Origin of the sequence: Streptomyces marispadix, from assembly GCF_022524345.1 — a bacterium.
GTDB classification, from domain to species: Bacteria; Actinomycetota; Actinomycetes; order Streptomycetales; family Streptomycetaceae; genus Streptomyces; species Streptomyces marispadix.
The window spans coordinates 2,336,222-2,361,122 of the sequence record NZ_JAKWJU010000002.1; the positions used below are offsets into that span (position 1 = coordinate 2,336,222).

Below are 24,901 nucleotides of genomic sequence, written 5' to 3' on the forward strand. Positions count from 1 at the left end.
GAAAGGAAGACGCAGACACGAACAAGCTACGCAGTATCGCGCCTTCGCCTCAGCCGGGCCCTGCCTCGCCACCCGCGCGCTCCGCTCGTCACTCCGTGGCGATCGCGTTCAGCACGTTCATCCGTCCCGCGCGGAACGCCGGTACCAGCGCCGCCACCAGGCCCACCAGGGCGGAGCCCGCGAAGACCGCGCCGATCGTGGGCCAGGGGATCTCCAGTACGTTCAGGCCCTCCAGCGCGAGCAGCCTCTGTGCCGCCGCGCCCCAGCACATGCCGAGGCCCAGCCCGAGCAGGGCGCCGAAGAGCGCGATGACGACCGACTCCAGGCGGATCATCCGGCGCAGTTGCCTGCGTGCCAGGCCGATGGCCCGCATCAGGCCGATCTCACGGGTGCGCTCGACGACCGACAGCGCGAGGGTGTTCACCACTCCCAGCACGGCCACGATGATCGCCAGCGCCAGCAGTCCGTAGACCATGTTGAGCATCTGCCCGACCTGGTCCTGGAGGGTCTCCTTGAAGTCGGCCTGGTCGCGCACCTGATACTGCGGATACGGTTTGAGGAGCTTCTTCAGCGACGAGTACGCGGCCTCCTCCCGGCCGTCCTCCGCCGAGCCGAACATCATGACCGTGGGCGGCACTTGGGCCTCGGGGATGTGGCGCTGCGCGGTGGCGACGTCCGTGTACATCGCGCCCTTGTCGACGCTCGTCTCCTCCTTGGTGACGGCGGCCACCGTGAGCTTCGCCGTACGGCCGCCCGCGAAGGCCACCTTCAGCTCGTCGCCCGTGGCGACGCCGTGCTCCTTGGCGAAGGCGGCGCCGACGGACATCGCGTCCCGGCCGTAAGCCCCGGACAGATCACCGGACTTGACCTCGCGGCGCAGGTCCTTCATGTACGACGGGTCGGTCGCGGAGAGCTGTTCGCTGCCCGTCTTCCCGTCGGGTGTGGTGATGCGTACGGGGACCACCTTGTAGGACGTAGCGGTCCTCAGGGACTTCGACGCCTTGAACTTCTTCTCCACGGCCGGGGTGATCGGCTGCCCGTTGCCGGACTGGACGATGAAGTCCGCGCCCACGGAGCGGTCCAGTTCCTTCGTGGCGGACGCGACCATCGACGAACCGACGACCGAGAGCGACGCGACCAGCGCCAGGCCGATCATCAGGGCCGCCGCGGTGGCGCCCGTACGCCGCGGGTTGCGCAGCGCGTTGCGCTCGGCGAGGCGCCCGACGCGGCCGCCGAACGGCCTGAGCGTCACCACCGACAGCACACGCACCAGGACCCCCGCGAGCACCGGCCCCACGACGACGAATCCGAGGAGCGTCAGCACGACGCCCACGCCCAGGTACAGCGACCCCTGTGACGCCTTCTCCGCCTGCGTGGCCGCGTAGAGACCGGCGGCTCCGCCGCCCGTCAGCAGTACGCCGAGCACCGCGCGCACCGCCCCCGCCTTGCCGTCCGCGGGGGTGCCCGCGTCCCGCAGCGCCGCCATCGGCGAGACGCGTCCTGCTCGGCGGGCCGGCAGATACGCGGCGAGGAGCGTGACGAGGACGCCCAGCGCGACCCCGGTCACGGGCGTCGTCCAGGCCACCGTGAGTTCGGACGTACTCAGGTTCATCCCGAGCTTGCCCATCAGCTTCATCAGCCCCACGGCGAGGCCGACTCCGGCGCCCACGCCCAGCACGGAACCGACGACACCCAGCAGCAGCGCCTCGATCAGCACCGACCTGTTGACCTGGCGGCGGCTGGATCCGATGGCCCTCATCAGGCCGATCTCACGGGTGCGCTGGGCGACCAGCATCGAGAAGGTGTTGACGATGAGGAAGACGCCCACGAGGAGCGCGATCCCGGCGAAGCCGAGCAGCGCGTACTTCATCACGTCCAGGAAGGAGCCGATGTCCTCCCGGCTGGAGTCCGCGGCCTCCTTCTGCGTCTGGTACGTGTACTTCCCGGCGCCCAGCGAGGCGGTGACGTTCTTCTTCAACAGGCCGTGTGTGACGCCCTGTTCGGCGGTCACGGCGATGTTCGTGTAGGAGCCGGTTCCGCCGAGGAGCCTGCGCTGGGCGGTGGCGGTGTCGAAGTAGACGATCGCCGCACCGGGGTTGGTGACCTGGAAGGTCGCGATGCCGGAGACGCGTGCGGAGAAGTCGCCGGTGGCGGCGATGGTCCGCAGCTTGTCGCCGCGCTCGATGTGGCGCTTCTCGGCGGTGTCGGCGTCGACCATCACCTCGGAGGAGTCGCGGGGCGCGTGCCCGGAGGTGATCTTCATCGTTCTGCGGTCGCCGGACGTCCAGTTGGCGGCGATGGTGGGGGCTCCGGTGTTGGAGCCGATGTTCTTGTCGTCGCCGTCGACGACGGTGACCTGTTCGCTGGAGACCACGCCCTCGGCGGACTTCACGCCCTCCGCCGTACGGACCTCGCGGAGCACGGAGGCCGGCAGCGTGCGGGGCCTGGCGGCGCGCTGATCCGCGCCTTCCGCCTGGCCCTTCTCCTTCTTGGGGCTCACGGTCACATCGGCCGCGGTCGCGGCGAAGAGCCGGTCGAAGGTGGTGTTCATGGTGTCGGTGAAGACGAGCGTGCCGCAGACGAACGCCACCGACAGCAGTACGGCGACGGCGCTGAGCGCCATGCGGCCCTTGTGCGCGAAGAAGTTGCGCAGCGATGCCTTGAACACGGTCACGGCCAGCTCCCCCTGAGGTCGCCGTGGTCGCCGCCTCCGGCGCCCCTGGCGCCGAACGCGTCGAAGCCGTCGTGGAGCGTGCCGAACGCGGCCAGTCCGTCCGCCGCGGCGGCGGAGCGCCCGTCGGGCGCCTGGGCGTGAACGGCCGCCTCACTCGGGACCGTTCCGGCAGCCGATCCCGCCTCCGGCCCGCCCGTCTCGGCGAGCCGCAGCATCCGGTCCAGCACGGCCTGCGCAGTGGGCTTGTACATCTCGTCGACGATCCGTCCGTCCGCGAGATACAGCACCCGGTCCGCATACGCGGCCGCCACCGGGTCGTGGGTGACCATCACGATCGTCTGCCCCAACTCGTCGACGGAGCGCCGCAGGAAGCCCAGCATCTCGGCCCCCGCGCGGGAGTCGAGGTTCCCGGTCGGCTCGTCGCCGAAGATGATCTCGGGCCGGGACGCCAGCGCACGTGCGACCGCCACCCGCTGCTGCTGGCCGCCGGAGAGCTGGCTCGGCCGGTGGTGGAGCCGCTCGTGGAGGCCGACGGTCGAGATGACCGTCTCCAGCCACTGCCTGTCGGGCTTACGGCCCGCGATGTCCATGGGGAGGGTGATGTTCTCCAGGGCGTTGAGCGTCGGCAGCAGGTTGTACGCCTGGAATATGAAGCCGATCCTGTCGCGCCGCAGCCGCGTCAGCTTCTTGTCCTTCAGGCCGGTTATCTCCTGCTCGCCGATGCGTATGCGCCCCTCGGTGACGGAGTCCAGACCGGCGAGGCAGTGCATCAGAGTCGACTTGCCGGACCCCGAGGGGCCCATGATCGCGGTGAACGCGCCACGTTCGATGTCCACGTCGACATGGTCGAGCGCGATGACCCGCGTCTCGCCCTGTCCGTATGCCTTCACCAGCCGGCGGGCGGAGGCCGCGACAGCCGAACTCGCCCCTCCGCCCCCGCCCTTGGGGTCTGCTGCCGCCGTCGTCATGGTGTGTTTCCTCTCCCCGTCGTATTTCGGTGTTCCGGCAAATCTCGGCGTTCCGGCGTTCCGGTGTCCCGTGCCCACCCCCCGGTGGGTCATGAAGCGGGCCCGCGTGGGACCCCTGAGCGAGTGCGTGAGCCGTCGCGTATGCCGTTACGTCCGCGGCGCGATCACGCACACGCGGACGAACCGGAATCTACGCCCGGCACATATGGGTGGCGATCGAGTTTTGAAGGAGTCTCCCGGCGTGCGGTGCGCGCCGCGATGGTGCCCGTACCTCTTCCGGAGCGGGGGCTTGCCCCACCCCCGTCACCGCCCCCGCCCGCGACGGGCGCCTCCTGCCGGCTCCCTGGATGAGCGTATGCACCTGCGGCGGCGGCCTCCTCCTGCTCCAGGACGATTCCCCGGCACCGCGAACCGAGGGGCCACCCCCTAGGGGGCGGCCCCCGCTCGCCGGACGCCAGGCCCCGCCCCTGCTCCCGGTCGCCTGACCACTTCCCGCCTCAACTCCCCCCACCTGCCATTACCTTCAGTAACGATGTTGGAAATGTGACAGGTTTTCCCACCGGCTCTTCCAAGCGCGCGACACTCGCCAGTAACCTGCGCTCAACCTCGGGCGTTCGGCCCCGTACGGAGGGGAGGCGCGCATGGCGTTCGGCACCGGCGAGCAACACGGATTCTCCGAAGACTACGGACCGTATCGAAACGCACCCGCTTATCCGCCGCGACCCCACCACCCCCCGCGCCCCGCATACAGCCCCCCGCCCTCGCACGCCCCCAGCGTGCCCGCACGCGCGGACACCGAACTGGTCCGGCTGCGCAGCGCCTACCGCTGGCTGCGCCGCAGCATGACGCTCGGCGTCCTCGGCTACTTCACCGTCTGGCTCGCCATGGCCGCCTATCTCCCGAACCTCATGGCACAGTCCGTGGCCGGTTCGGTGAACCTCGGCGTCCTTCTCGGGCTGCTGCTGATCCCCATCACCCTGCTGACGATCATCAGCTACGAACTCTTCGCCCGCGTCACCGTCGACCCCATCTCGCACCGGGTGCGCATAGCCGACGAGGAAGAGCGCGAGAACGAAGAGGAGGGCCGTTGAACCCCAGCTCCGTGGACGCCGGTTCGCAGTCCCTGTCCTTCGCCATCTTCGCCGCGCTCGTCAGCGTCACGCTGCTGCTGTGCATCATGACCAGCGCCGAACGCGACGACCTCGACGAGTTCTACACCGGCTTCCGCACCCTCGCGCCGCTGCGCAACGGCTTCGCCATCGCCGGTGACTACATCTCCGCCGCGACCGTGCTGTCCACCATCGGGATCATCGCCCTCACCGGCTTCGACGGGCTCGTGCTCGCCCTGGCCACCGCGCTGTCGCTGCTGCTGCTGATGGTCCTGCTGGCCGAACCGCTGCGCAACGCGGGCCGGTTCACGATGGGCGACGCGCTCACCCACCGCTCCCCCAGCAGGCTGGTGCGCCTCGCCGCGACCGGCGTCACCCTCTCCGCGCTGCTTCCGCTGATGGTCTTCCAGCTCGCCGGCGCGGGCCAACTCGTCACCCTGGTCCTCGGGTTCGAGGGCTCTTCCGTACGCACGGTCACCACCGTCGCCCTCGGCGGGCTCATGATCGGCTACGCCGCGATCGGCGGGATGAAGGGCACGGCGCTCATCCACATCATCAAGCTCGTGGTGCTCTTCGGCGCCTCGCTGATGCTGGCCGTGCTCGTCATGGACAAGGTCGGATGGGACCCGTCCCGGCTGATCACGCTCGCCGACGTCGGCAGCGGACGCGGAGCGGCCTACGCACGCTCCGGACTGCTGATCCAGCCCACCGACATCGGCAGGGCCGATCTGATCGCCAGCTCGCTGACCGTGGTCTTCGGCGCCGCGTGCCTGCCGCACGTCACGATGCGCATGTACACCGCGAGGAGCGCACAGGACATCCGCCGCGCCATGTCCTACGCCGTGATGATCATGGCGGTGTTCGTGCTCTTGATCGCCGTCATCGGCGCCGGAGCCACGGCTCTTCTCGGCAGGCAGAACATCGCGGCCGGCGACCCCGAGGGCAGCACGGCGATCCTCCGGCTGGCACGGGCGATCGTCGCCGACTCGACCGCGCTGTCGACGTTCGTCTTCACCACCGTCTCCACGGCCGTCTTCCTCACGCTGCTCTCGTCCGTCGCCGGGATGATTCTCGCCTGCGGCAACTCCCTCGCCCACGACCTCTACGCGGGTGTACTGAGCCGCACCAACTCGCCTTCACCGCGGCGGGAGTTGCTCATCGCCCGCCTCGCCGCCTTCGCCGTGGGCGCACCGGCCATCGCGCTGGCCGTGCTCGTGCAGGACAAGGCGCTGCGGGCACTGATCATCCTGTCCTTCAGCATCGCCGCGTCCGCGATCGCCCCCGCGCTCGTCTACGGCCTGTTCTGGCGGCGCTTCACCCGCTTCGGGCTGCTGGCGACGCTCATCGGCGGCAGCACCGCGGCGATCGTGGTGACCGCCCTGTCCACGACGGTCTCCGGCACGCCCCGATCCCTCATCCCCGACCGGGACTTCCACGTCTTCCCGCTCACCACCAGCGGCATGATCAGCATTCCCGTGGGCTTCCTGCTGGGCTGGGCGTGCACCTTCCTCAGCACCCGCCGCTCGCAGCACCGCGGCCGTACGGAGTACCGCGCCGCCGAGCCCCGGCTGCTGGCGGGGGCCAGGCGGCGCTGAACCACCGGGCGTCCGAGGCAAGCCGGGCGTCGCGGACGATTCCGCGTCCCGGGGCTCCGGGTCGGGGGCATACGGCCGCCGGTCGCCTCCCGCGTACGCGGCGCCGCGCGGGCGTCAGCTCTCCCGGCCCCTGAGCTGGCCGGGGACTGTGACCGCCTCGGCCGCGCGGGACGCGTCGCATGCGTCCCCGTGGCCGTCGTCCACGTCGTTGCCGCCGTGCGCGGCGCCGGGGCCGTGTCCGTCGTTCGCACCGTTCGCACCGTTCGGCCCGTGCGCGCCGTCCGGTCGCCCCGGGTCCTCCGGCTGCCCGAGGGCCGCCCCGGGTGCACGCCCCGTGATCGACGCCAGCGTGCTGCGCACCCGCGCCATGTGCCCCCGCATCTCCGCCGCGCGCTCGGCGTGTTCCCACAGCACACGCTCCGTCTCCCGCTCGACGGCCTCCTCCCGCACCCGCGCCCCCGCCAGCAGCTTGTCGCCGCGCGCCCGCGCCTCTTCCTGCCAGCGGCGGGCGTCCTCCTCCGCCTCGGCACGTTCGGCCCGTGCGTCCTCCAGCAACTGCTCGCCGCGGTCGGCCAGTTCGCTGACGTACGCCTCCAACGCGCGCCGCTGCTCGGCTAGTCGGCGCTCGGCGTCCTCCAACTCGGCGGCCTGCTTCCGCTCCTGGTCGGCGAGTGTCCCGGCGCACTGCGACTCCGCCTCGCGCAGGCCCTCCTCCGCCGCGTCACGCGTCTGCTGCGCCGCCTCCCGTGCCGCTGCCCTGACCGCCTCGGCCTCGCAGCTCGCCGCCTCGACCCTGCGGGAGGCCGCCGCCTCCGCCTCCGTGCGCAGCAGCTCCGCCTCCTCATCGGCGGCCTCACGTACCGCCCGTGCGTGCGCCTCGGCCTCGGCGACGGTGCCCGCGGCCTCCTCCCCGGCGCTGGTGCGTACGGCCTCCGCCTCCGCCTCCGCCAGCGACAGCAGACGGCGTGCACGGTCGCCCAGCGACTCGTAGGTCTGCGGAGGCAGCGACTCGGCCAGACTCCTCAACCGCTCGGCCTCCGCGGCGAGTTCCTCCTCGCGTGCGGCGAGGCCGGCGATGCGCCCACGGCTCTCCTCAAGCTCGCCGATCAGCCCGTCCATCGCCCTGTCGACCTGCTCGGGCCGGTAGCCACGACCCCGTACGACGGTGAACGCATGCGGCGACGCACCCATTTCGAGCCCCTTATCTCAGCAACACACTCAACGGCGGACGCACATCCTTCTTGATGCGAGCGAAGCGGTCATAACGCGACACTCCATACGAGGGTGTTACGAACAAGGCGTCACAGCAGGGGAGTCGGGGACCGCACCACGCCCATGACGGGCACTAACGCGCGGCACCGGCGACGATGCGCACACAGCGAAAGGCCCGCCGCCCGTCACCTCAGGGACGGCGAGGACCATCCGTGAGGGTGAAGGGCGACGGGACCTGGTACCGCCGCGGGGAGTCGACGAAGACTCGGGAGTCGACGAGGACTCGGGTCCTGGACGTGCGGGCCGGAGACGGGCCGGGAGCGGGCAGCCGGGGGAACGGACCGGAAGGGGACTGGAAGGGGATTGGAAGGGAGCCGGGCTAGAACTAGAAGAGGCCGTCCCACATCTGTTCCAGCAGCACCGCCCACCAGTTCTCCGGCGAGGACAGCGCCGCCGGGTCCAAGGCCGCCAACTGCGCCTGGAAATCGACCGTCCAGCGGCCAGCCTGCTCCTGCGTCAGCCCGTAGCGCAGCGGCCACATCCGGCCCAGCAGCGCCAGCGAACGCACGAACTCCGGCAGCCCCGTACTGACGAACTGCGGCTGTGCGGGCTGCCCTTCGGGACCTGCCTCCAGCGGTACGGCGACGATGTGCGCCGTGCCGTACTGCACGCAGAGCTGCTTGCCGAAGTCGTTGCCCATCACCAGATACGAGCCGGCGTCGGAGGCGGGCCGCACACCCCGCTCCTGAGCCAGTTCGGCCAGCGTCGGCACCGGGCGGCCAGGCTGAGTCTGTCCCCAGAAGAACGGGCCCACGTCCACCGGAAGTCCCGCCCACACCAGCGTCTGCCCGACGATGTCGGGAACTCCCTGCCGCGAGACCGCGTGCTGGTCGAAGCGGAAGACCGCCTGCGGCCCGAACGCCTGGTTGAGTTCCTGCCCCACCGCGTCCGGCGGCAGCGGCGGAACCGGCGGGATCTGATGCTGCGGCGGCAGCGGCACCCGGCACGGGGCCGGGCGCGCGGGCCCGTCCGCGACCTGGTGCAACTCGCCCTGGTGCTCGATGAGATGACGCATGCCCTGCTGCCGGGTCGCGTGGTCGCGTCCGTAGGGAGCGGTGTGCGTCACGCGGACCTGCGGCCAGGTCTCGCGGATCATGCGGGCGCAGTAGCCGCCGGGCAGCTCGCAGGACTCCAACTCGGTGTGCAGCTCGACCACTTGCTGCGGCGGCACGTTCAAGTTCCGCAGCTCGTGCAGGATCTGCCACTCCGGATGCGGAGTACCGGGAGCGGAGCGGCGGATCAACTGCTGCTCCGAGCCGTCCGGTGCGCGGTAGCGCAGCACCGCCATATAGCCGGGGCCGACGGTGGGCAGACCCGTCGGCTGCTGTTGCTGCGGTGGCTGCTGCGGATAGCCGTACGCGGGTGGTGCACCGGCACCGGCCGGTACGGGCCCTGCCGGTGCCCCCGGCGGCGGGCCCGCGGCGGGCGGCACTCCAGGCGGCGGACCCTGCTGCGGGAAGCCATAGCCCTGCGGAGGGCCGGGCGGAGCGGGAGGCGGCGGTCCGGGCGGCGCACCGGGAGCGGCCGGTGGCGGGCCGGGGGGCGCGGGCGTGCTGGGGCCGCCTCGCGAGGGGTCCGCGAGCATCGTCGCCGCATGGTGCACATCACCGGCGCCGCCCGAGGAGTCGCCGCCGCCCGAACCACGGCCGCCGGTACCGGAACCGCCCGGACCGGAGTCGGGACCCGAATCCGGGCCGGAACCGGGGCCGTTCGAGGGGCCGCCGCCGTCGCGCATCCGCGACACCTCGTCGGCCGAGACCATCTGCGTGGGTACGTATCCGCCGCCGGGCGGGCCCGACGCGCCACCGGAACCACCGCCCTGGGCCGCACCGGGCGTGCCGGGCGCTCCCGGCGGAGGCGGTACGGACGGTCCGCCGCCCCGCGAACCACCGGACCCCGCCTGGCCTCCGGCCGGTGCCCTGCCCGTATCGGCGTCGGCCCCGCCTGAGCCCACCGCCCCGGGAGGCCCGGGCGGCGGAGGAGGAGCGCCGATGCCGCCGGCGCCGCCTGTCGAGGGGCCCGCGAGCATCGTCGCCGCATGGTGCACATCGCCCGCGCCGCCGCTGTTGCCGCTGTCGCCGCTGCCCGGCGGCGAACCGGGCGGCGGCGGGGGCACGTCGGGCGGCATGGGAGGCGGTGGCGGCACGGCGCCGGGAACGCCCGTGCCCTGTCCCGGACCCTGCGGCGCCTGGCCAGGCTGCTGCGAACCGTCGACCGCGGGTGAGACGGCCGTCCTCGGAAGGGCGGGGCCCTCGCGCATCAACTCCGTCTTGGCGTCGGCCGAAGCCTGGCCGGCTCCGTCACCGGAGAGCGGCGGAGCGAAGACTGTCGCCGGAGGCGCCTGTGCCTCGCCGCCGCCCGAACTGCTCGTGTCCGCCGCGTCCCAGGGGCTGACACCGGCGTCCGGAGACGTGCCCGCGGACGCTCCCGCACCGGTCCCCGCGCCCGCGCTGCTCGCCTCGCCTGCCCCGACTCCCGTACCGGTGGCGCCACTCGGCGAACCGGCCGTGCCTCTGCGGTCCGGAATGCCCATCTGGTCCGCGGCCTGCTGAAGCCACTCGGGCGGCGTCAGCAGGAACGACGTGGCCTCCAGGTCGAGCCGCTGCGCCGTGGGCGCAACGCGCGGCGCCGGTACGGCCGAGGTCCCGTACTCCTCCTCGTAGCGGCGGATGACCTCACCGACCGGCAGCCCCGGCCACAGCGTCGTGTCACCGCTGTCCCGCGCTATCACCAGCCGCATGCGCGGGGCCTCGGCTCCGGCGCTCCCGGCTCCGGCCGCGTCGCCGGACCCGGCACCGGCTCCCGCGCCGGGGCCGTCCCCGGCGGCAGGCTCCGCCCATGCCACGAAGCCCAGGTCGAACTCCCTTACGCACACCTCGAGTTGCCGGTCGCCCGGCACATCGCCGTTGACCCAGCGCTCCGCGCGCTCCTGAGCCTGAGCGAAGGTCACCATCGCGCGCTCACTCCTCAACCACCGTCGCCACCGTCGCCACGACCCGCACACCGTCCTCGCGCCGGCGCCCACGCATCGGCGCCCTCACACCGGCACCGCACGAGCGAAGCCGCCGTCCACCATCAGGTTCGCCACGGTCTCCAGCTCCGGCGGACTGCCCGCGAGCCGCAGCAGGAAGTCGTCGAAGTCGGAACCGCACGGCCGCAGCAGCCGCTCCACTCGCGTCTGCACGTCCAGCCCGTCCTCGTCACGTGCGTCGTCGAAGGCGCAGAACCACACCGACCCGTACGACTCGCCCTTCACCTTCACGGCGATGAGGCCGCCCTGTACGAAGCCGACCCCGAGGAAGTCCTTGGTGAAGTGGTCGCGCAGACACTTGTTGATGTAGACGAGGTCGTTGACCGCCGCGTCCTCCCGCACCGTGAAGAACGGCTGGTCGACCAGGAGCCCCAACTCGGGGTCCAGCGCCACCCCGCGCGGCGCACAGCCGCCCGCGGCCTTCAGGAACGCCCGGTAGGCGGGAGGCAGCCGGTATCCGAGGCGCTCCTCGACCTCCAGCACCTGCGGCTCGGTCACCGCGACCGAGTGCGGCACCTTGAAGTGCACGGGCCTGGTCTCCTGCAACGGCCGCGTACCGCCCCTGGCGTGGTCGACGTTCGCCGTCGCCAGCCCGCCGTGGTGCCGCAGCAGCACCTTCACCTCTACGGGGACCAGCTCCATGCGGCGGCTGAATGGAACGTGGTGCCAAGTCCAGCCGTGCGGCGTCGCCACCGGCGGCAGATCCGCCCACAGCCGGTGACCGGACGCGTGCAGCGCGGCGTTGGCCGATACGTAGTCGGTGAGGCGCAGTTCGTCGCCGCCGAAGCCCTCCGGCGGTTCCGCGATCTCCGCGGCGGCCTGTGCGTAGGGGGAGAAGTCCGGCATGCCGTGCTCGTCGACGCGCACACCGGCCGGATGACGGGAGAGCCGCACCGGATCGGGGAAGTTCACGACCTGGCCCGCGTACGCCCGGTTCGGCGGGCCGTACGGTGATCCCCCCGGAGCGGCGACGGGGTCTGCCCCCGGCTGTAGCCGACCTGTCGTCATCGCGGAAGCCCCCTGCTGCACATCTGGCCTGACATGGGACAGCCTATGCGGTACGCCGACGAGGGGTCACCGCCCGCACCTCGGCGGCGGTCGGCCCCCGGCCGGCGGGCGCGGCCGGTGCGGCGACCGGATCGAGGACCTGCCGTCCGACGGCCCCCTCGGCCGTCCCCGGGCCGTCTCCGGAATCAGGACTTGCCGTCCCCGGCCTCCGTCAGCTTCTCGTGCTGCTTCTTCACCAGCGCGGCGGCCACGGCCTGCGGCTCGCCCGACAGCGAAACGGACATGAACGACGCGGTGTTGGCGCCCGTACGGACGATCGTGAAGACCGTCGGGGACTCCTTGCCGCGGGCGTCCTCCATCGTGAAGCGCACCGAGTCGTCCCCGACGCCGACGCCCTTGCCGGGCTTGACGCTCAGCCGTGACTTCTCACCCGTGTTGATCTGCCCGGTGAACGAACCGCAGTCGCGCACGGCCTTCTTCAGCTCTCCCAGCCACTTCTCGGCCTCGCCCTCGGCGTAGGAGGAGAGCAGCACCTGCTGCACCGCGCCGCCCGTGCTGAGTGAACCTTTCATCAGCACACCGCTCGAGAACGCCTTGCGTTCGTGCTCCGGCTTGGAGTCCACGACGTCGGTGATCGGCGAGCAGCGGGGGTCGTCCGCCTTCATCGTGTTCTGCGCGGGCAGCGCGTCCTCCTTGTTGCGCTGCGCCCGGTAGCCCTTCACATCGCCGGACTTCAGCAGCGCGCCGTCCAACTGCTTCTGGTCCAGCGGGGGAACACCGCCGCCCTCGGCTCCGCCCTCACCGGCAGAACCGGAATCCGAACCGGAACCGGAACTCTGGCTTCGGCCGTCTTCCTTCTTCCCGCCACTGCCGTCACCGCTGCCACTGCAAGCAACAGCCGTCACGGCCAGCACCGGCACAACAACCGCCACACCCAGCACACGACGGACACGAGGACCGAGGCGACTACCCCTGCGACCACACGTGCGACCGTGTCGGTCACCATCACTGCGACAACGAACAGAGGTGCTGCTGCCCATGACGGAACTCCTGCCTCGAGTAGAGATGTACGCCCGATGCTGACTTCAACCGTCCCCACGCGCCATCCCTGTATCACCCCCGTACGGGAATCCGTCACATACGGATGACATGCCCACTGGCATGATCGACTCGCCCCCCACGCTGCATACTTGGCCCGGCACACCGCACACACCAGACACAAACGGCAGAAGGGGCCGTGCGGGGAGGAACCAGCTCATGAACACCGCATCGCTCAATTCCCCGGCGTCCGCCGCCGGTTCGGCAGGGACCGCCGAGTCGGCGACCGCCGGACCGGCACGAGCCGCGACAGCCGCGACGGCACCGGCGGCGCACGCCCCTCCGGCGCCGCGGACCGCGCCGGGCGGCCCGGCACGTACCGGCACGGCGAGCCCTGCGAGCCCCCGAACCGCCGACGACCCCCGCGTCCGCTGGACCGCCGCCCCCGAGGACCCCACGCCACCGCTGCACGAGCGGCGCGACGGCATCCTCCCCGCGGTGGCCGCCGCCCTCTCCGTACGAGGCCGCACCCTCACCTCGACGGGCAACAAGGGAGACCAGGCCCCCGCACCGCACCCCCTCGTGCAGGACTTCCTCGACACCCTCACCACCGAGCACCGCGCCCGCCACACGGGCCGCTGCCCGGAGACCGTCCTGATCTCCCGCTACCTCGGCGAAACCGAGGCCGCGCGCCCCTCGAAGCGCACCAAGGGCCGTACGAGCGGCGGAAAAGGCGGGAAGAGGACCCTCACCCTCGCCGAGGCCAAGCGCGCCCTGAAGAACGCCAAACTCACCGCCCGCCACATCCGTGAGCAGGGCGACCCGCTCCACGGCCGCTACGCACCGCCCTGCCGCTCCTGCGGCGCGCTCCTCGCGCACTTCGGGGTACGCCCCGTCGACTCCGGCAGCCGGCACCAAGGCCGCTCGGTGACCCCGCCCCGAAACCTGCGCGACTCCACCACCCGCTTCTCCGTGGCCGTCGACGACGCGCTGCGCAACGCGGGCTGGCGGCCCGGACGGCGCGACATGCGCCAGGCCGAGGAGTGGGCCGACACCCTCCGGCTGCACGCCTCCCCCGGCGGGCACAGACACGCCGTGCTGCCCGCCGCCGTGGAGGTCTGGGCCGAGTTCGGCAATCTGCCCATCGTCCCCACCGGGCCCGGACGCAACATCGCACCCTCGGCCGTACGCATCGACCCCCTGCACGCGCTGCACGCCGCCCGCACCCTCGCCGAACTCGGCCGTGCCCTGCGTACGAAGATCTGCCCCCTCGGCACCGACGGTTCCGACGCGGCGATCCTCGCCATCGACACCGAGGCCCGCGTCTACAGCCTCGACCACACCGGCGACTGGTATCTCGGCCGCGACTTCGACACCGCGCTCGCCGCGCTGCTCACGGGCACCCGCCCGGAACGGCTCACAAGACCGCTGGACGCGTCCGCCGCCGGGGACTCCGTATGACGTGAGATCCCCAGTTGGGCAGAGCCCGTATGACGGCAGAGCCCGCATGACGGGAGCGTTCTCACGAGGGGCGAACGGGGCGCTTCTACGAGAGAGGGTCTGCGCAGCCGGGGTTCGCAGCGCCGGCAGCGTTGCCCGGACTGCCTTGCCTGCTGGGCCTGTTCGGCCCGGTGAATCCGTTGGACTCGCGGGGCCTGTTCAGCCGGGACGCCCGCGCTGTCCGTCCGCGCCGCCGGGTCCCGCCGCCTCCCGCCGTCCCGCGGGTATCACCGCCGAGACCTTGAATCCGCCCGCGTCCGTCGGGCCCGAGACGAAGCCGCCGCCGAGCGCCGCGACCCGCTCCTTCATGCCCACCAGGCCGTTGCCGCCGCTCGGCAGGCCCGCACCGGCCACGCCCTCGCCGTCCACCGGACGCTCGTTCTCCACCTGGACCGCGACCTCTCCCTCGCGGTGCGCGAGCCGCACCCTCGTACGGGCACCGGGCGCATGCTTGTGGACGTTCGTCAGCGCCTCCTGCACCACGCGGAACGCGGTCTGCTCCACGCCCGCCCCGTAGCCGCGCGACGAGCCGTCCACCGAGAGGTCGACCGACATCCCCGCCTCCCGTGACTGGCCCACCAGCGCGTCCAGTTCCGCGAGGCACGGTCCGTCGTCCGTCCCCCGTCCCTCGCGTGATGCACCGTGCGCACCGCCTTCGAGCGCGGCACCCGGGCCCGCTCCCCCGCCCGTGTACGCAGCGGAGCCCGAAGCGGAACCCCGGCCGGAACCGGCGTCCACGCCGCCGGGCCCCCGCGACGCGTCCCCGCGCCGCCGCGCGTCGCCGCCGTCTTCCGCCGAGGCCACCATGCCCACCGCGCCCGCCGAACCATCCGGCTCCGCCGAACCCGCCGACCCCGCCGCCGCCACCGCGAACTCCGCCAGGCGCACCGAAGCGCCGCCCGAACCGGCCGTACGCTCGACGCTCCCCTCCGGGGCACGCAGCACGCCCAGCATCGTCCGCAGCTCCGTCAGCGCCTGCCTGCCCATGTCGCCGACCAGTGCCGCGTTCTTCGACGCCTTCTCCGGGTCCTTCAACGCCACCGCCTGCAACGCCGCAGCGTGCACCACCATCAGGCTCACCCGGTGCGCCACCACGTCGTGCATCTCCCGCGCGATCCGCGTGCGCTCCTCGCTGCGCGCCCACTCCGCGCGTTCCTCCGCGCGGTCGGCCAGCAGCGCCAACTCCCGTTCCAGACCGTCCGCCCGCTCCCTGAGCGACTCCACCAGGCGCCGCCGCGCACCGACGTAGAGGCCCATCAGCACAGGGGGCGCCGTGAGCCCTATCGCCACCACGAGGGACATCAGCGGGATGAACCACGGCGGAGGGTTGAACCCGGGGTCCTGCCCGATGCTCTGATGCATCCGCACGACGGTGATGATGACCGCGGCGGCGGCCTGCATGCTCGTCAGCAGCACCGTGATCCGGCGGGGCACGTTGGCGGCGACGGCGAGGCTGTAGAGCCCGACGAAGCCGAGCAGGAAACCCATCTCCGCGGGGGTCAGCGCGATCGACACCAGCACGACCGCGATCGGCCAGCGCCGCCGCAGCACCAGCGTCGACCCGGCCAGCAGCCCGAGGATCACGCCCGCCACATCCGGCAGGCCCGCCTCGTCCGCGAAGTCCACGCCCTGTACGGCGCACTCCACGGCGGAGGCCAGGCCCAGGGCGATGTCCAGCACGGCGCTCCGCCGGCGCTCCCACCACCATGGCCCGCCGACGGTCGGCCTCTCCCCCGTCTCGGTCATACCGACCAGCGTACGACCGGGGGCCAACCAGTTTTCCGGCTCGCACAGGAACCGAACACTCCGTCGCCGGACCCCAACATTCCGCTCCGCGCCGAGCCCTGGAGCGGCGCCCGGCGAAGCCGCCCGCACCCAGGACCGACCGCGCACGTGACGGCGCACATGACGGCGCACATGACCGCGTAGATGACCGCGCATATATGGGCCTCAACGCGGGCTCGCGGCCCGCGTCCTGCGTCACGCGGACCCCTGCCGTCGCGTCGACGGGCCAAGGTCGGGCATAGTATGTGGGGTCCGAGGGACCCCGGCGAGGGAGAATCGGACATAGTGCGATCCCGGGTCGACTAAGGGCAAGTCCTTGGTTTTTGGTGCCAATGATGGGGGTTCGAATCCTCCCCCGGGAGCTTGAGGTTCCGCCAGCGGCCGGCGCCCGCTCCTTCCGTCCGCCGATTCCGGCCGCTGAGCTGATCACCGGTCCCGGTCACGTCGCGGACGCCGACCGCCGGTCCTGAGCGCGGACGGCGACCGCGGGCTCCGACCGCGAACACCGATCGCGAACACCGGCCGCCGACTTCGACTCACGGCCCCGCCCACGCAGGCCGGGGCCCCTCCCGTGTCCGGATCCGGACCCCTGTGTAACCCACCGGTATCCTGCGGGTGTTCCCCCTGACCCCGTAGCCGAAGGGCACCCCCGTGAGCGTCAACCGCCCGGCAGCCGTCGTCGTACTCGCAGCGGGTGAGGGCACCCGTATGAAATCGGCGACGCCCAAGGTTCTGCACGAGATCTGCGGCCGTTCCCTTCTCGGCCATGTCGTCGCCGCGTCCCGCAGCCTCTCCCCCGAGCATCTCGTCGTGGTCGTCGGTCACGCCCGTGAGCAGGTGACGGCGCATCTCGCCGAGGTCGACGCGGAGGTGCGCACGGCGGTGCAGCACGAGCAGAACGGCACCGGGCACGCGGTCCGCATGGCCCTTGAGGAGCTGTCGGGCAGCGGCGTGGCGCTCGACGGCACGGTGGTCGTCACATGCGGGGACACCCCCCTGCTGACGGGCGAGACGCTCCAGTCGCTCGCCGACACCCACGCCGCGGACGGCAACGCCGTCACGGTGCTCACCGCCGAGGTCCCTGACTCCACGGGCTACGGCCGTATCGTGCGCGACCCGGACAGCGGCGCGGTCACGGCGATCGTCGAGCACAAGGACGCCACACCCGCCCAACTCGCCGTCACGGAGATCAACTCGGGGGTCTTCGCGTTCGACGCGCAGCTCCTCATTGACGCCCTCGGCAAGGTCCGTACGGACAACAGCCAGGGCGAGGAGTATCTGACCGACGTGCTAGGCATCCTGCGCAGCGCGGGTCACCGGGTGGGCGCCTCGGTGGCGGGCGACCACCGGGAGATCCTGGGGATCAACAACCGTGTGCAGCTTGCCGAGGCACGCGGGCTGCTCAACGGCCGCCTGCTGGAGCGGGCGATGCTCGCGGGCGTGACCGTGGTGGACCCGGCGTCGACGCTGCTGGACGTCTCGGTGACCTACGAGCAGGACGTGACGGTGCTTCCCGGCACGCAGTTGACGGGTTCGACGCATCTCGCGGAGGGCTGCGAGGTGGGCCCCAATTCGCAATTGGCCGATACGGCCGTGGGCGCGGGGGCCTCGGTGAGCAACACGGTGGCGCAGGGCGCGGAGATCGGAGACGGCGCGAAGGTGGGCCCGTTCACATATTTGCGGCCGGGCACGCGACTGGGCGTGAAGGTGAAGGCGGGCAGCTTCGTCGAGATCAAGAACGCCGAGATCGGCGAGGGTTCGAAGGTGCCGCACCTTTCGTATGTGGGTGACGCCTCGGTCGGTGAGCACACCAACATCGGTGCCGCGACGGTGTTCGTGAATTACGACGGTGAGAACAAGCACCGCACGGCGATCGGTTCACACTGCAAGACGGGCGCGGACAACATGTTCGTGGCGCCGGTCACCGTCGGGGACGGTGCCTATACGGCCGCGGGTTCGGTGATCACGAAGGATGTGCCGCCAGGTTCGCTCGCCGTGGCGCGCGGCCAACAGCGCAATATCGCGGGGTGGGTGGCGCGTAAGAGGCCGGGCAGCGCATCGGCACAGGCGGCCGAGAGCGCGTCGGGAACGCCGGGCGGGGAGGGCACCGAGAGCCCGTCCGGTGGCTGACGAGCGGCGACGGCTCCTGCCGGGTGCGCGTGGCCGATGGCCGGGGCGTACGGTTAAGACGCACGCACGCCCCGCGGAACTCAAGGAGACGGTGCAGTGACCGGGATCAAGACGACCGGCGAGAAGAAATTGATGCTCTTCTCCGGCCGCGCCCACCCCGAGCTTGCGGAGGAGGTCGCGGAACAGCTCGGTATCGGCGTGGTCCCGACCAAGACTTTCGACTTCGCGAACGGCGAGATCTACGTCCGCTTCCAGGAGTCCGCCCGTGGCGCCGACTGTTTTCTGATGCAGAGCCACACGGCTCCGATCAACAAGTCGATCATGGAGCAACTGATCATGATCGACGCTTTGAAGCGTGCTTCGGCGCGCAGTATCACGGTGATCGTGCCGTTCTACGGCTATGCGCGTCAGGACAAGAAGCACCGTGGACGGGAGCCCATTTCGGCGCGGTTGATGGCGGATCTGCTTCAAACGGCGGGCGCGGACCGCATTCTCACCGTGGATCTGCACACGGATCAGATTCAGGGATTCTTCGACGGCCCGGTGGACCACCTTTTCGCGCTGCCGGTGCTCGCCGACTACGTGGGCGAGCAGGTGGCGAGGGACAAGCTGACGGTGGTCTCGCCGGACGCGGGCCGGGTACGGGTCGCCGACCGCTGGGCGGACCGTCTCGGCGCGCCGCTGGCGATCGTCCACAAGCGCCGCGACCCGGAGGTCGCGAACCAGGTGACGGTGCACGAGGTCGTCGGTGACGTCGAGGGCCGGGTGTGCGTGCTGGTCGACGACATGATCGACACCGGCGGCACGATCTGCGCCGCGGCGGACGCGCTGTTCGCGAACGGCGCCGAGGACGTGATCGTCACCGCCACGCACGGTGTGCTGTCGGGCCCCGCGGCGGACCGTCTGAAGAACTCGAAGGTGAGCGAGTTCGTCTTCACCAACACCCTGCCGACGCCCGGCGAACAGGACCTGGACAAGATCACTGTGCTGTCGATGGCGCCGACGATCGCCCGCGCGGTGCGCGAGGTCTTCGAGGACGGGTCGGTGACCAGCCTCTTCGACGAGCAGGCGTAGGACGCGGCGGCGCACTCGCCGCTCCTCCTGCCCTGTGGCTCGGCGACCGGCCACCGGCCGCCCACCGGCGGCTGCCTGCTCGTGATCGATTTCCGCACGGCCTTCCTCGCCCCGTAGACTCGCGATGTCGCTCGGCGAGGGAGGCCGTGTTCGTGCTCCGGCGCAGGCGTTCGACGCGTCGGCCGCATGCTCCCGGCTCATCCGTTATCGACGCGCGCTCTTCGCCAGGGTCCCCGCGGCTTACGTCCGCGGCCGGCTCTGCGGCGTGGCCGGTCTGTCGTGGACGGACCGAGTGACACCACAGATGCCAGATCCGTTTTCGAGTGCGAGGAGCGCAGCATGGCTGACGTCAATCTTTCCGCGAGCGTCCGTTCCGAGTTCGGCAAGGGCGCTGCCCGCCGGCTGCGCCGCGAGGAGAAGATCCCCGCGGTGATCTACGGCCACGGCGAGGACCCGGTCCACGTGGCCCTGCCCAGCTACGACATGATGATGGCGCTCAAGACGCCGAACGTCCTGATCCACCTGGACGTCGAGGGCAAGAAGCAGCTCGTCATCCCCAAGGCCGTGCAGCGCGAGGCGATCCGCGGCTTCCTCGTCCACGCCGACCTGCTGGTGGTGCGCCGCGGCGAGAAGGTCAACGTGGAGATCCCGATTCACGTCGAGGGTGAGCTGGCTCCCGGGCAGAACCTGCTGGAGCACGTGCTGAACGCGCTGCCGGTCGAGGCCGAGGCCACTCACATCCCGGAGTCGGTCACGGTGTCCGTCGAGGGTCTCGACGCGGGCGACTCCGTCACCGCCTACCAGATCAAGCTGCCGAAGGGCACGTCGCTGGCCGTCGAGGAGGACGACGTGGTGATCCAGGTGCTGGCGGCCCAGGCGGAGGAGCCCTCCGCCGAGGAGGAGGCCGCGGGCGAGACGGAGGCCGCGGGCGAGGCCGCCTCCGAGTGACGTCCGGCGGCGGCCCCGTTCCCGGGCACTCGCCCGGAAGCCGGTTCCGGGGTCGCCTCCCGGAGCGTTCGTTCCGCGACGGTCCCGAACAGGACGTTCCCGGAACAGGGCGGTCGCGGACGAGACAGTCCCGAACGGGGAGCGGTCCCGAACGGGGCTCTCCCGTCCGGGACTTGGCCCGGTCCGCCCCGGCCCGGTGCTGACCCTGGCGGTCGCGTCCCTGGTCCCGGCCAGGGGCGGTGACGTTCCGGATCTGTTCTCCGACTGCCGCCGCGTTCCCCGGCCGCACGGGCCGTGCGGGGCGCGGCGGCGCTCGTTCCCACTGCCGTTGTACGCCGAAGGCTGGACGCCTGATTCCGAAGGGCCGCTGAGATGACGACTGTTGCCGGTACGGGTGCCGCCGGTGCCGCGGACGGCCCGTCGGGTCCCTGGCTGATCGTGGGCCTGGGCAACCCCGGCCCCGGGTACGCCGGCAACCGGCACAACATCGGTTTCATGGTCACCGATCTCCTCGCGTCCCGTATCGGGGGGAAGTTCAAGACCCACAAGTCGCGTGCGCGAGTGCTGGAGGGCCGGTTCGGGCCGCCGGGATCGCCGTCGGGCCGCCGAGTGGTGCTCGCACAGCCGATGTCGTACATGAATCTCTCCGGCGGCCCCGTGACGGCGCTGCGGGACTTCTACAAGGTGCCGGTGGACCGGATCGTGGTCGTCCACGACGAGCTGGACATCGACTACGGCGTGCTGCGTCTCAAGCTGGGCGGCGGCGACAACGGGCACAACGGGCTCAAGTCCCTTACGAAGTCGCTGGGTCCGGGGTACTACCGGGTGCGGTTCGGCGTGGGCCGCCCGCCCGGACGGATGCCGGTCGCCGACTATGTGCTGAAGGACTTCTCCACGGCGGAACGCAAGGAGTTGGACTACTTCGCCGACCGGGCGGCTGACGCCGTGGAGTCGCTGGTGCTGGACGGCCTGGAGCGGGCACAGAGCACCTATAACTCGTAGGGCACGCACGACTCGCAGGGCACGCACGCCTCGCAGAGCACGCACGCCTCGCAGAGCACGCACGCCCTGCTGAGCGCGCACATTCAACTCGCCTCCCCTGCAATGGAGTCGGCGACTCCGGGGTCACACCCACCCATGCGGCACCGCTTCCCGATCGGTGCTTTACGGGAGGACCCGGGCGGATCGGCATTCGACGCCCAAGCAGGGCGCGGAGGTTGACCCTCTGGGCGATCTGCCCAAGGATCCGGCCATGTCCTCCTCGACGTCCTCTTCCACGGGTACCGGCAGAGCCAGAAGGCGCAGCCGCACTCGCCGGGCAGGGGAGAGCATGTTCGGCGTGCTGCTGCTGACGCGGAACATCGTGCTGACCCTCGTGGCGGTGCTGCTTCTCGTAGCGGGCGGCTGGACGTCCTGGCAGACGGCCGGACCGGCGCTCACGGGAGATGTGCGGGGCACGGTACGCATCGCGAAGTGCGGCGAGGAGGAGTGCGCCGGAACGTTCATCCCCGAGGCGGGCGGCGGCAGTTCGGCCGGTGCGAACGGTTCCGCCGGTTCGAGCGGTTCGCGGGTGCGGAAGGTGACGATCGCCGAGTCCGCGTCCGGCACGGTCGGCGAACGGCTCCAGGTGGCGCTGCGCCCGGGCACCGGGGAGGCCGTACGGACGGGACCGTCGGGCGCCCTCTACGGCGCGGTGCCGCTGGGAGGTTCGCTGGTGCTGGCGGCGCTCGTCTTCGTCGGCGGTATGCGCATGAAACGTACGGCGCTGGTGCTGGGACTGCTGGGCGTGGCGCTGATGGGCGCCTCCTGGGCGGTTCTCACGTTCTGACGAGGCGCCTGAAGTGCCATGACAGCGGCGGCCGTCGAACGCGCGGCGCCGCCGCGGCGGGGACTTCCCCACCAGCGGCGGCGCTCTGAGGCCGGCGGCTCCTCCTCCGCGTCAGCCGGTGTTGCGCAGCCCCGCCGCGACGCCGTTGACCGTCAGCAGCAGCGCCCGGCTGAGCATCTGATCGGGCTCCTCGCCGCGTTCCGCCGCGGCACGCTGCCGGTGCAGCAGCGTCACCTGGAGGTACGACAGCGGGTCGAGGTAGGCGTCGCGGATGGCGAACGTCTGCTTCAATACCGGGCTGGCGTCCAGCAGTTCACGCTCCCCGGTGATGCCCAGCACCTCCCGCACGGTCAGGTCGTGCTCGGCGCGGATGGTCTCGAAGACGTGCTTGAGTTCGCCGGGCACCAGGGTGTCGACGTAGTGCTGTGCGATGCGCAGATCCGTCTTGGCCAGGGTCATCTCGACGTTGGCGAGGAAGTTGCGGAAGAAGTGCCAGTGCTCGTGGGCCTCTTGGAGCACCCCGTCGAGCCCGGCCTCCCGTGCCGCCTTCAGCCCGGTCCCGACGCCGTACCAGCCGGGCACGATCTGCCGTGACTGCGTCCAGCCGAACACCCAGGGGATGGCGCGCAGTCCGTCGAGTCCGGCGCCGCTGTCGGGCCGCCGCGAGGGCCGGGAGCCCAGATGGAGTTCGGCGAGCTGGTCCACGGGCGTGGAGGCGAAGAAGTACGCGGGCAGATCCGGGTCCTCCACGAGCCGCCGGTACGCGCCGTGCGCCGCGTCGGAGACGGTGTCCATGGCCGCGTCCCAGCGCGCGAGCGCCTCGTCGGACTGGCGGGGCGCGGTGTGCAGCGCGGACGCCTGGAGCGTGGCCGCGACGGTCAGCTCCAGGTTCTCCCTCGCCAGCGACGGCACGAGGTACTTGTCCGAGATGACCTCGCCCTGCTCGGTGACCTTGATCTCGCCTTCGAGGGTGCCCCAGGGCTGGGCGAGGATCGCGTCGTGGGTGGGGCCGCCGCCGCGTCCCACGGTGCCGCCGCGTCCGTGGAAGAGCCGCAGCCGTACGCCGTGCCGGTGCGCCACGTCGCGCAGCCGCCGCTGTGCACGGTGGATCTCCCACTGCGAGGTGGTGATCCCGCCGAACTTGGAGGAGTCGGAGTAGCCGAGCATGACCTCCTGGAGGTCGCCGCGCAGCGAGACGAGCTTGCGGTAGGAGGGGTCGGAGAGCATCGCGTCGAGGAGTTCGTCGGCGATCTTCAGCTCGTCCGTGGTCTCCAGCAGCGGGACGATGCCGATGTTCGCCCAGCCCGCGTGCAGGTCGACCAGGCCCGCCTCACGGGCCAGCACCGCGGCGGCGAACACGTCGTCCGCGCCCTGGCACATGGAGATGATGTACGACTCCACGACCTCCGGACCGAAGGTCTCCAGCGCCTTGCGGACGGTGGTGAACACACCGAGGGTCTTCGCCCCCGCGGCGTCCAGCGGCGCCGGCGACGGCGACAGCGGACGCCGGGAGCGCAGCTCCTTGGCGAGCAGGCGCTGCCGGTAGTCGCGGGGCATGTCGATGTAGCGCCAGGACTCCTCGCCGAGACGGTCGAAGAGCTGGCCGAGGGCGTGGTGATGGGCGTCCGCGTGCTCGCGCACGTCCATGGTGGCGAGCTGGAGCCCGAACGCCGCGAGAGTGCGCAGCACACGCTCCAGCCGCCCGTCCGCGACGAGTTCACCGCGATGAGCGCGCAGCGACGTCTGCAACAGCATCAGGTCGTCGACGAGTTCGGCGGTGCCGAGATAGTCCCGCCCGTCCACGTGCGGAGCCCCCGAGGCGAGGCGGTCGCGGGTGTTGAGCAGCTTCTGCCGTACGCAGGTGGCCTTGAGGCGGTACGGCTCCTCTGCGTTGAGCCGCTTGTAGCGCGGGCTGATCTCGGGAAGCCGCTCCAGGTCGCGGCTGAGGGAGTCGAGCAGTTCGCTGGTGGCGCCGCTGTTGCGGATGGAGTTGGACAGGGCGCCGCGCAGCTCGTCGATGTGCTCCAGGGCGTCGGTGATGCCGTGCTCGTGCTGGAGCAGCAGCACCTCCCACGTCACCTCGGGGGTGACGTTGGGGTTGCCGTCCCGGTCGCCGCCGATCCAGGTGCCGAACGTCAGCGGCCGGGTGCCGGTGGGAAGGGGCGCCCCTGCACGCTCCAGCTCCGCGGCGAGGTCCTCCAGCACGTCGCCGACGGCGCCGCGGTGCAGCTCGTCCAGGTAGTAGACGGCGTTACGCGCCTCGTCGGCCGGTTCGGGCCGTGCGACGCGCAACTCGTCGGTCTGCCACACCAGGTCGACGTTCTCGGCGAGACGCAGATCCGTACGGCTGCGCTCCAGCGGGTCGGTGTGCTCCAGCAGTTCGGCGATCTTGCGGAGCTTGGTGAGTACGGAGCGCCGCGCGGCCTCCGTGGGATGCGCGGTGAAGACGGGCCGCACGCCCAGGTGCCGCACCGTCTCGGCGAGGTGCGCGGGGTCGGCGTCCTTGAGCATGTCGGCGGTGCGGGAGAGGTTCCCGCCTTCGGCGGCACGCCGGGCACGCAGCTCCCGGCCGCGGTGCACCTGCTCGGTGACGTTCGCGAGATGGAAGTACGTGGAGAAGGCCCGTACGAGCTTCGTCGCCGTCTCCAGGTCGGTCTGGCCCAGCAGGGCGGCGGCGGCCTCCCCGTCGCTGCGCGTGAGGGCCCTCACCCGCTCGACCAGATCGAGCAGTTCCCTGCCCTCCTGGCGTACGAGGGTCTCGCCCAGCAGATCGCCGAGGCGGCGGATGTCGGCGCGCAGCGCGCTGGCGGACTCTGCTTCGGCAGCGGTCTCGGGAGAGGTCTCGGGGGCTGCCGCGGCGGTGTCGGCGGCGCGGCCCGAGGCGGTCTCGGCGCTGTCGGCGGGGCCGGTGTTCCTTCCGGCGGGGGTCTGCGAGGGCTTG

15 protein-coding genes, 1 tRNA gene and 2 pseudogenes are annotated in these 24,901 nt (G+C 71.5%); 10 read left to right on the forward strand and 8 right to left on the reverse strand.

Annotated features, from left to right (window positions below; all coding sequences use genetic code 11):
• Positions 1 to 88: 88 nt before the first annotated feature.
• Entirely contained in the window at positions 89 to 2,674 is a 2,586-nt protein-coding gene (locus MMA15_RS09895; RefSeq protein ID WP_241058743.1) for an ABC transporter permease, read from the reverse strand.
• A gap of 212 nt (positions 2,675 to 2,886) precedes the next feature.
• Positions 2,887 to 3,642 (reverse strand): annotated as a pseudogene (locus tag MMA15_RS09900) (ABC transporter ATP-binding protein); the annotation flags it as partial.
• A gap of 776 nt (positions 3,643 to 4,418) precedes the next feature.
• On the opposite strand from MMA15_RS09900, the gene MMA15_RS09905 reads away from it, so the two are divergent.
• Together MMA15_RS09905 and MMA15_RS09910 are read left to right on the forward strand one after the other, a co-directional pair.
• Positions 4,419 to 4,733 carry a DUF485 domain-containing protein gene (locus tag MMA15_RS09905; RefSeq protein ID WP_241058745.1) on the forward strand — a complete coding sequence of 105 codons (315 nt, stop codon included), beginning with the start codon at positions 4,419 to 4,421 and terminating at the stop codon, positions 4,731 to 4,733.
• Entirely contained in the window at positions 4,730 to 6,346 is a 1,617-nt protein-coding gene (locus tag MMA15_RS09910) for a sodium/solute symporter (protein ID WP_241058746.1), read from the forward strand. Before MMA15_RS09905 ends, MMA15_RS09910 begins: the two co-directional genes overlap by 4 nt.
• Before the next feature lie 114 nt (positions 6,347 to 6,460).
• Here the strand turns inward: MMA15_RS09910 and MMA15_RS09915 are convergent, their stop codons facing one another.
• The 4 genes from MMA15_RS09915 to MMA15_RS09930 all read right to left on the reverse strand — a co-directional run bounded on the left by MMA15_RS09915 (position 6,461) and on the right by MMA15_RS09930 (position 12,562).
• On the reverse strand, positions 6,461 to 7,537 hold the full coding sequence (locus tag MMA15_RS09915; RefSeq protein ID WP_241058747.1) for a coiled-coil domain-containing protein: 1,077 nt from the start codon (positions 7,535 to 7,537) through the stop codon (positions 6,461 to 6,463).
• Positions 7,538 to 7,943: 406 nt separating this feature from the next.
• Positions 7,944 to 10,571: an SUKH-4 family immunity protein gene (locus tag MMA15_RS09920; RefSeq protein WP_241058748.1), complete on the reverse strand. Its 2,628-nt coding sequence runs from the start codon at positions 10,569 to 10,571 to the stop codon at positions 7,944 to 7,946.
• Positions 10,572 to 10,655: 84 nt separating this feature from the next.
• On the reverse strand, positions 10,656 to 11,657 hold the full coding sequence (locus MMA15_RS09925) for an SMI1/KNR4 family protein (RefSeq protein ID WP_241058749.1): 1,002 nt from the start codon (positions 11,655 to 11,657) through the stop codon (positions 10,656 to 10,658).
• Positions 11,658 to 11,842: 185 nt separating this feature from the next.
• A complete protein-coding gene (locus tag MMA15_RS09930; RefSeq protein WP_241058750.1) occupies positions 11,843 to 12,562 on the reverse strand; it encodes a hypothetical protein in 720 nt (239 codons plus the stop codon).
• 352 nt (positions 12,563 to 12,914) lie between these two features.
• Between MMA15_RS09930 and MMA15_RS09935 the strand changes: the two are divergent.
• Positions 12,915 to 13,568, forward strand: a pseudogene (locus MMA15_RS09935) (YwqJ-related putative deaminase); the annotation flags it as partial.
• Positions 13,569 to 13,622: 54 nt separating this feature from the next.
• Complete coding sequence (locus MMA15_RS09940) at positions 13,623 to 14,156, forward strand: SUKH-3 domain-containing protein (RefSeq protein WP_241063113.1); 534 nt, start codon at positions 13,623 to 13,625, stop codon at positions 14,154 to 14,156.
• Positions 14,157 to 14,354: 198 nt separating this feature from the next.
• Here the strand turns inward: MMA15_RS09940 and MMA15_RS09945 are convergent, their stop codons facing one another.
• The gene (locus tag MMA15_RS09945; protein ID WP_241058751.1) at positions 14,355 to 15,941 is read right to left on the reverse strand and encodes a histidine kinase; all 1,587 of its coding nucleotides are present in this window, start codon (positions 15,939 to 15,941) and stop codon (positions 14,355 to 14,357) included.
• Between the two features lie 330 nt (positions 15,942 to 16,271).
• Here MMA15_RS09945 and MMA15_RS09950 point away from each other — a divergent pair.
• From MMA15_RS09950 to MMA15_RS09975, 6 genes are all read left to right on the forward strand, one after another.
• Positions 16,272 to 16,342, forward strand: a tRNA-Gln gene (locus MMA15_RS09950).
• A 289-nt stretch (positions 16,343 to 16,631) separates the two neighbouring features.
• Positions 16,632 to 18,110, forward strand: coding sequence for a bifunctional UDP-N-acetylglucosamine diphosphorylase/glucosamine-1-phosphate N-acetyltransferase GlmU (gene glmU / locus MMA15_RS09955; protein ID WP_241058752.1), 1,479 nt, complete (start codon positions 16,632 to 16,634; stop codon positions 18,108 to 18,110).
• A gap of 96 nt (positions 18,111 to 18,206) precedes the next feature.
• Positions 18,207 to 19,184, forward strand: coding sequence for a ribose-phosphate diphosphokinase (locus tag MMA15_RS09960; protein ID WP_241058753.1), 978 nt, complete (start codon positions 18,207 to 18,209; stop codon positions 19,182 to 19,184).
• Between the two features lie 339 nt (positions 19,185 to 19,523).
• Positions 19,524 to 20,132, forward strand: a complete 609-nt coding sequence (locus MMA15_RS09965) for a 50S ribosomal protein L25/general stress protein Ctc (RefSeq protein WP_241058754.1) — start codon at positions 19,524 to 19,526, stop codon at positions 20,130 to 20,132.
• Between the two features lie 372 nt (positions 20,133 to 20,504).
• Positions 20,505 to 21,134 (forward strand): aminoacyl-tRNA hydrolase, encoded by a 630-nt coding sequence (pth, locus tag MMA15_RS09970; protein WP_241058755.1) that lies wholly within the window; start codon positions 20,505 to 20,507, stop codon positions 21,132 to 21,134.
• A gap of 250 nt (positions 21,135 to 21,384) precedes the next feature.
• On the forward strand, positions 21,385 to 21,960 hold the full coding sequence (locus tag MMA15_RS09975) for a hypothetical protein (protein ID WP_241058756.1): 576 nt from the start codon (positions 21,385 to 21,387) through the stop codon (positions 21,958 to 21,960).
• 111 nt (positions 21,961 to 22,071) lie between these two features.
• Here the strand turns inward: MMA15_RS09975 and ppc are convergent, their stop codons facing one another.
• Positions 22,072 to 24,759 carry a phosphoenolpyruvate carboxylase gene (ppc, locus tag MMA15_RS09980; protein ID WP_241063114.1) on the reverse strand — a complete coding sequence of 896 codons (2,688 nt, stop codon included), beginning with the start codon at positions 24,757 to 24,759 and terminating at the stop codon, positions 22,072 to 22,074.
• Between the last annotated feature and the right edge of the window lie 142 nt (positions 24,760 to 24,901).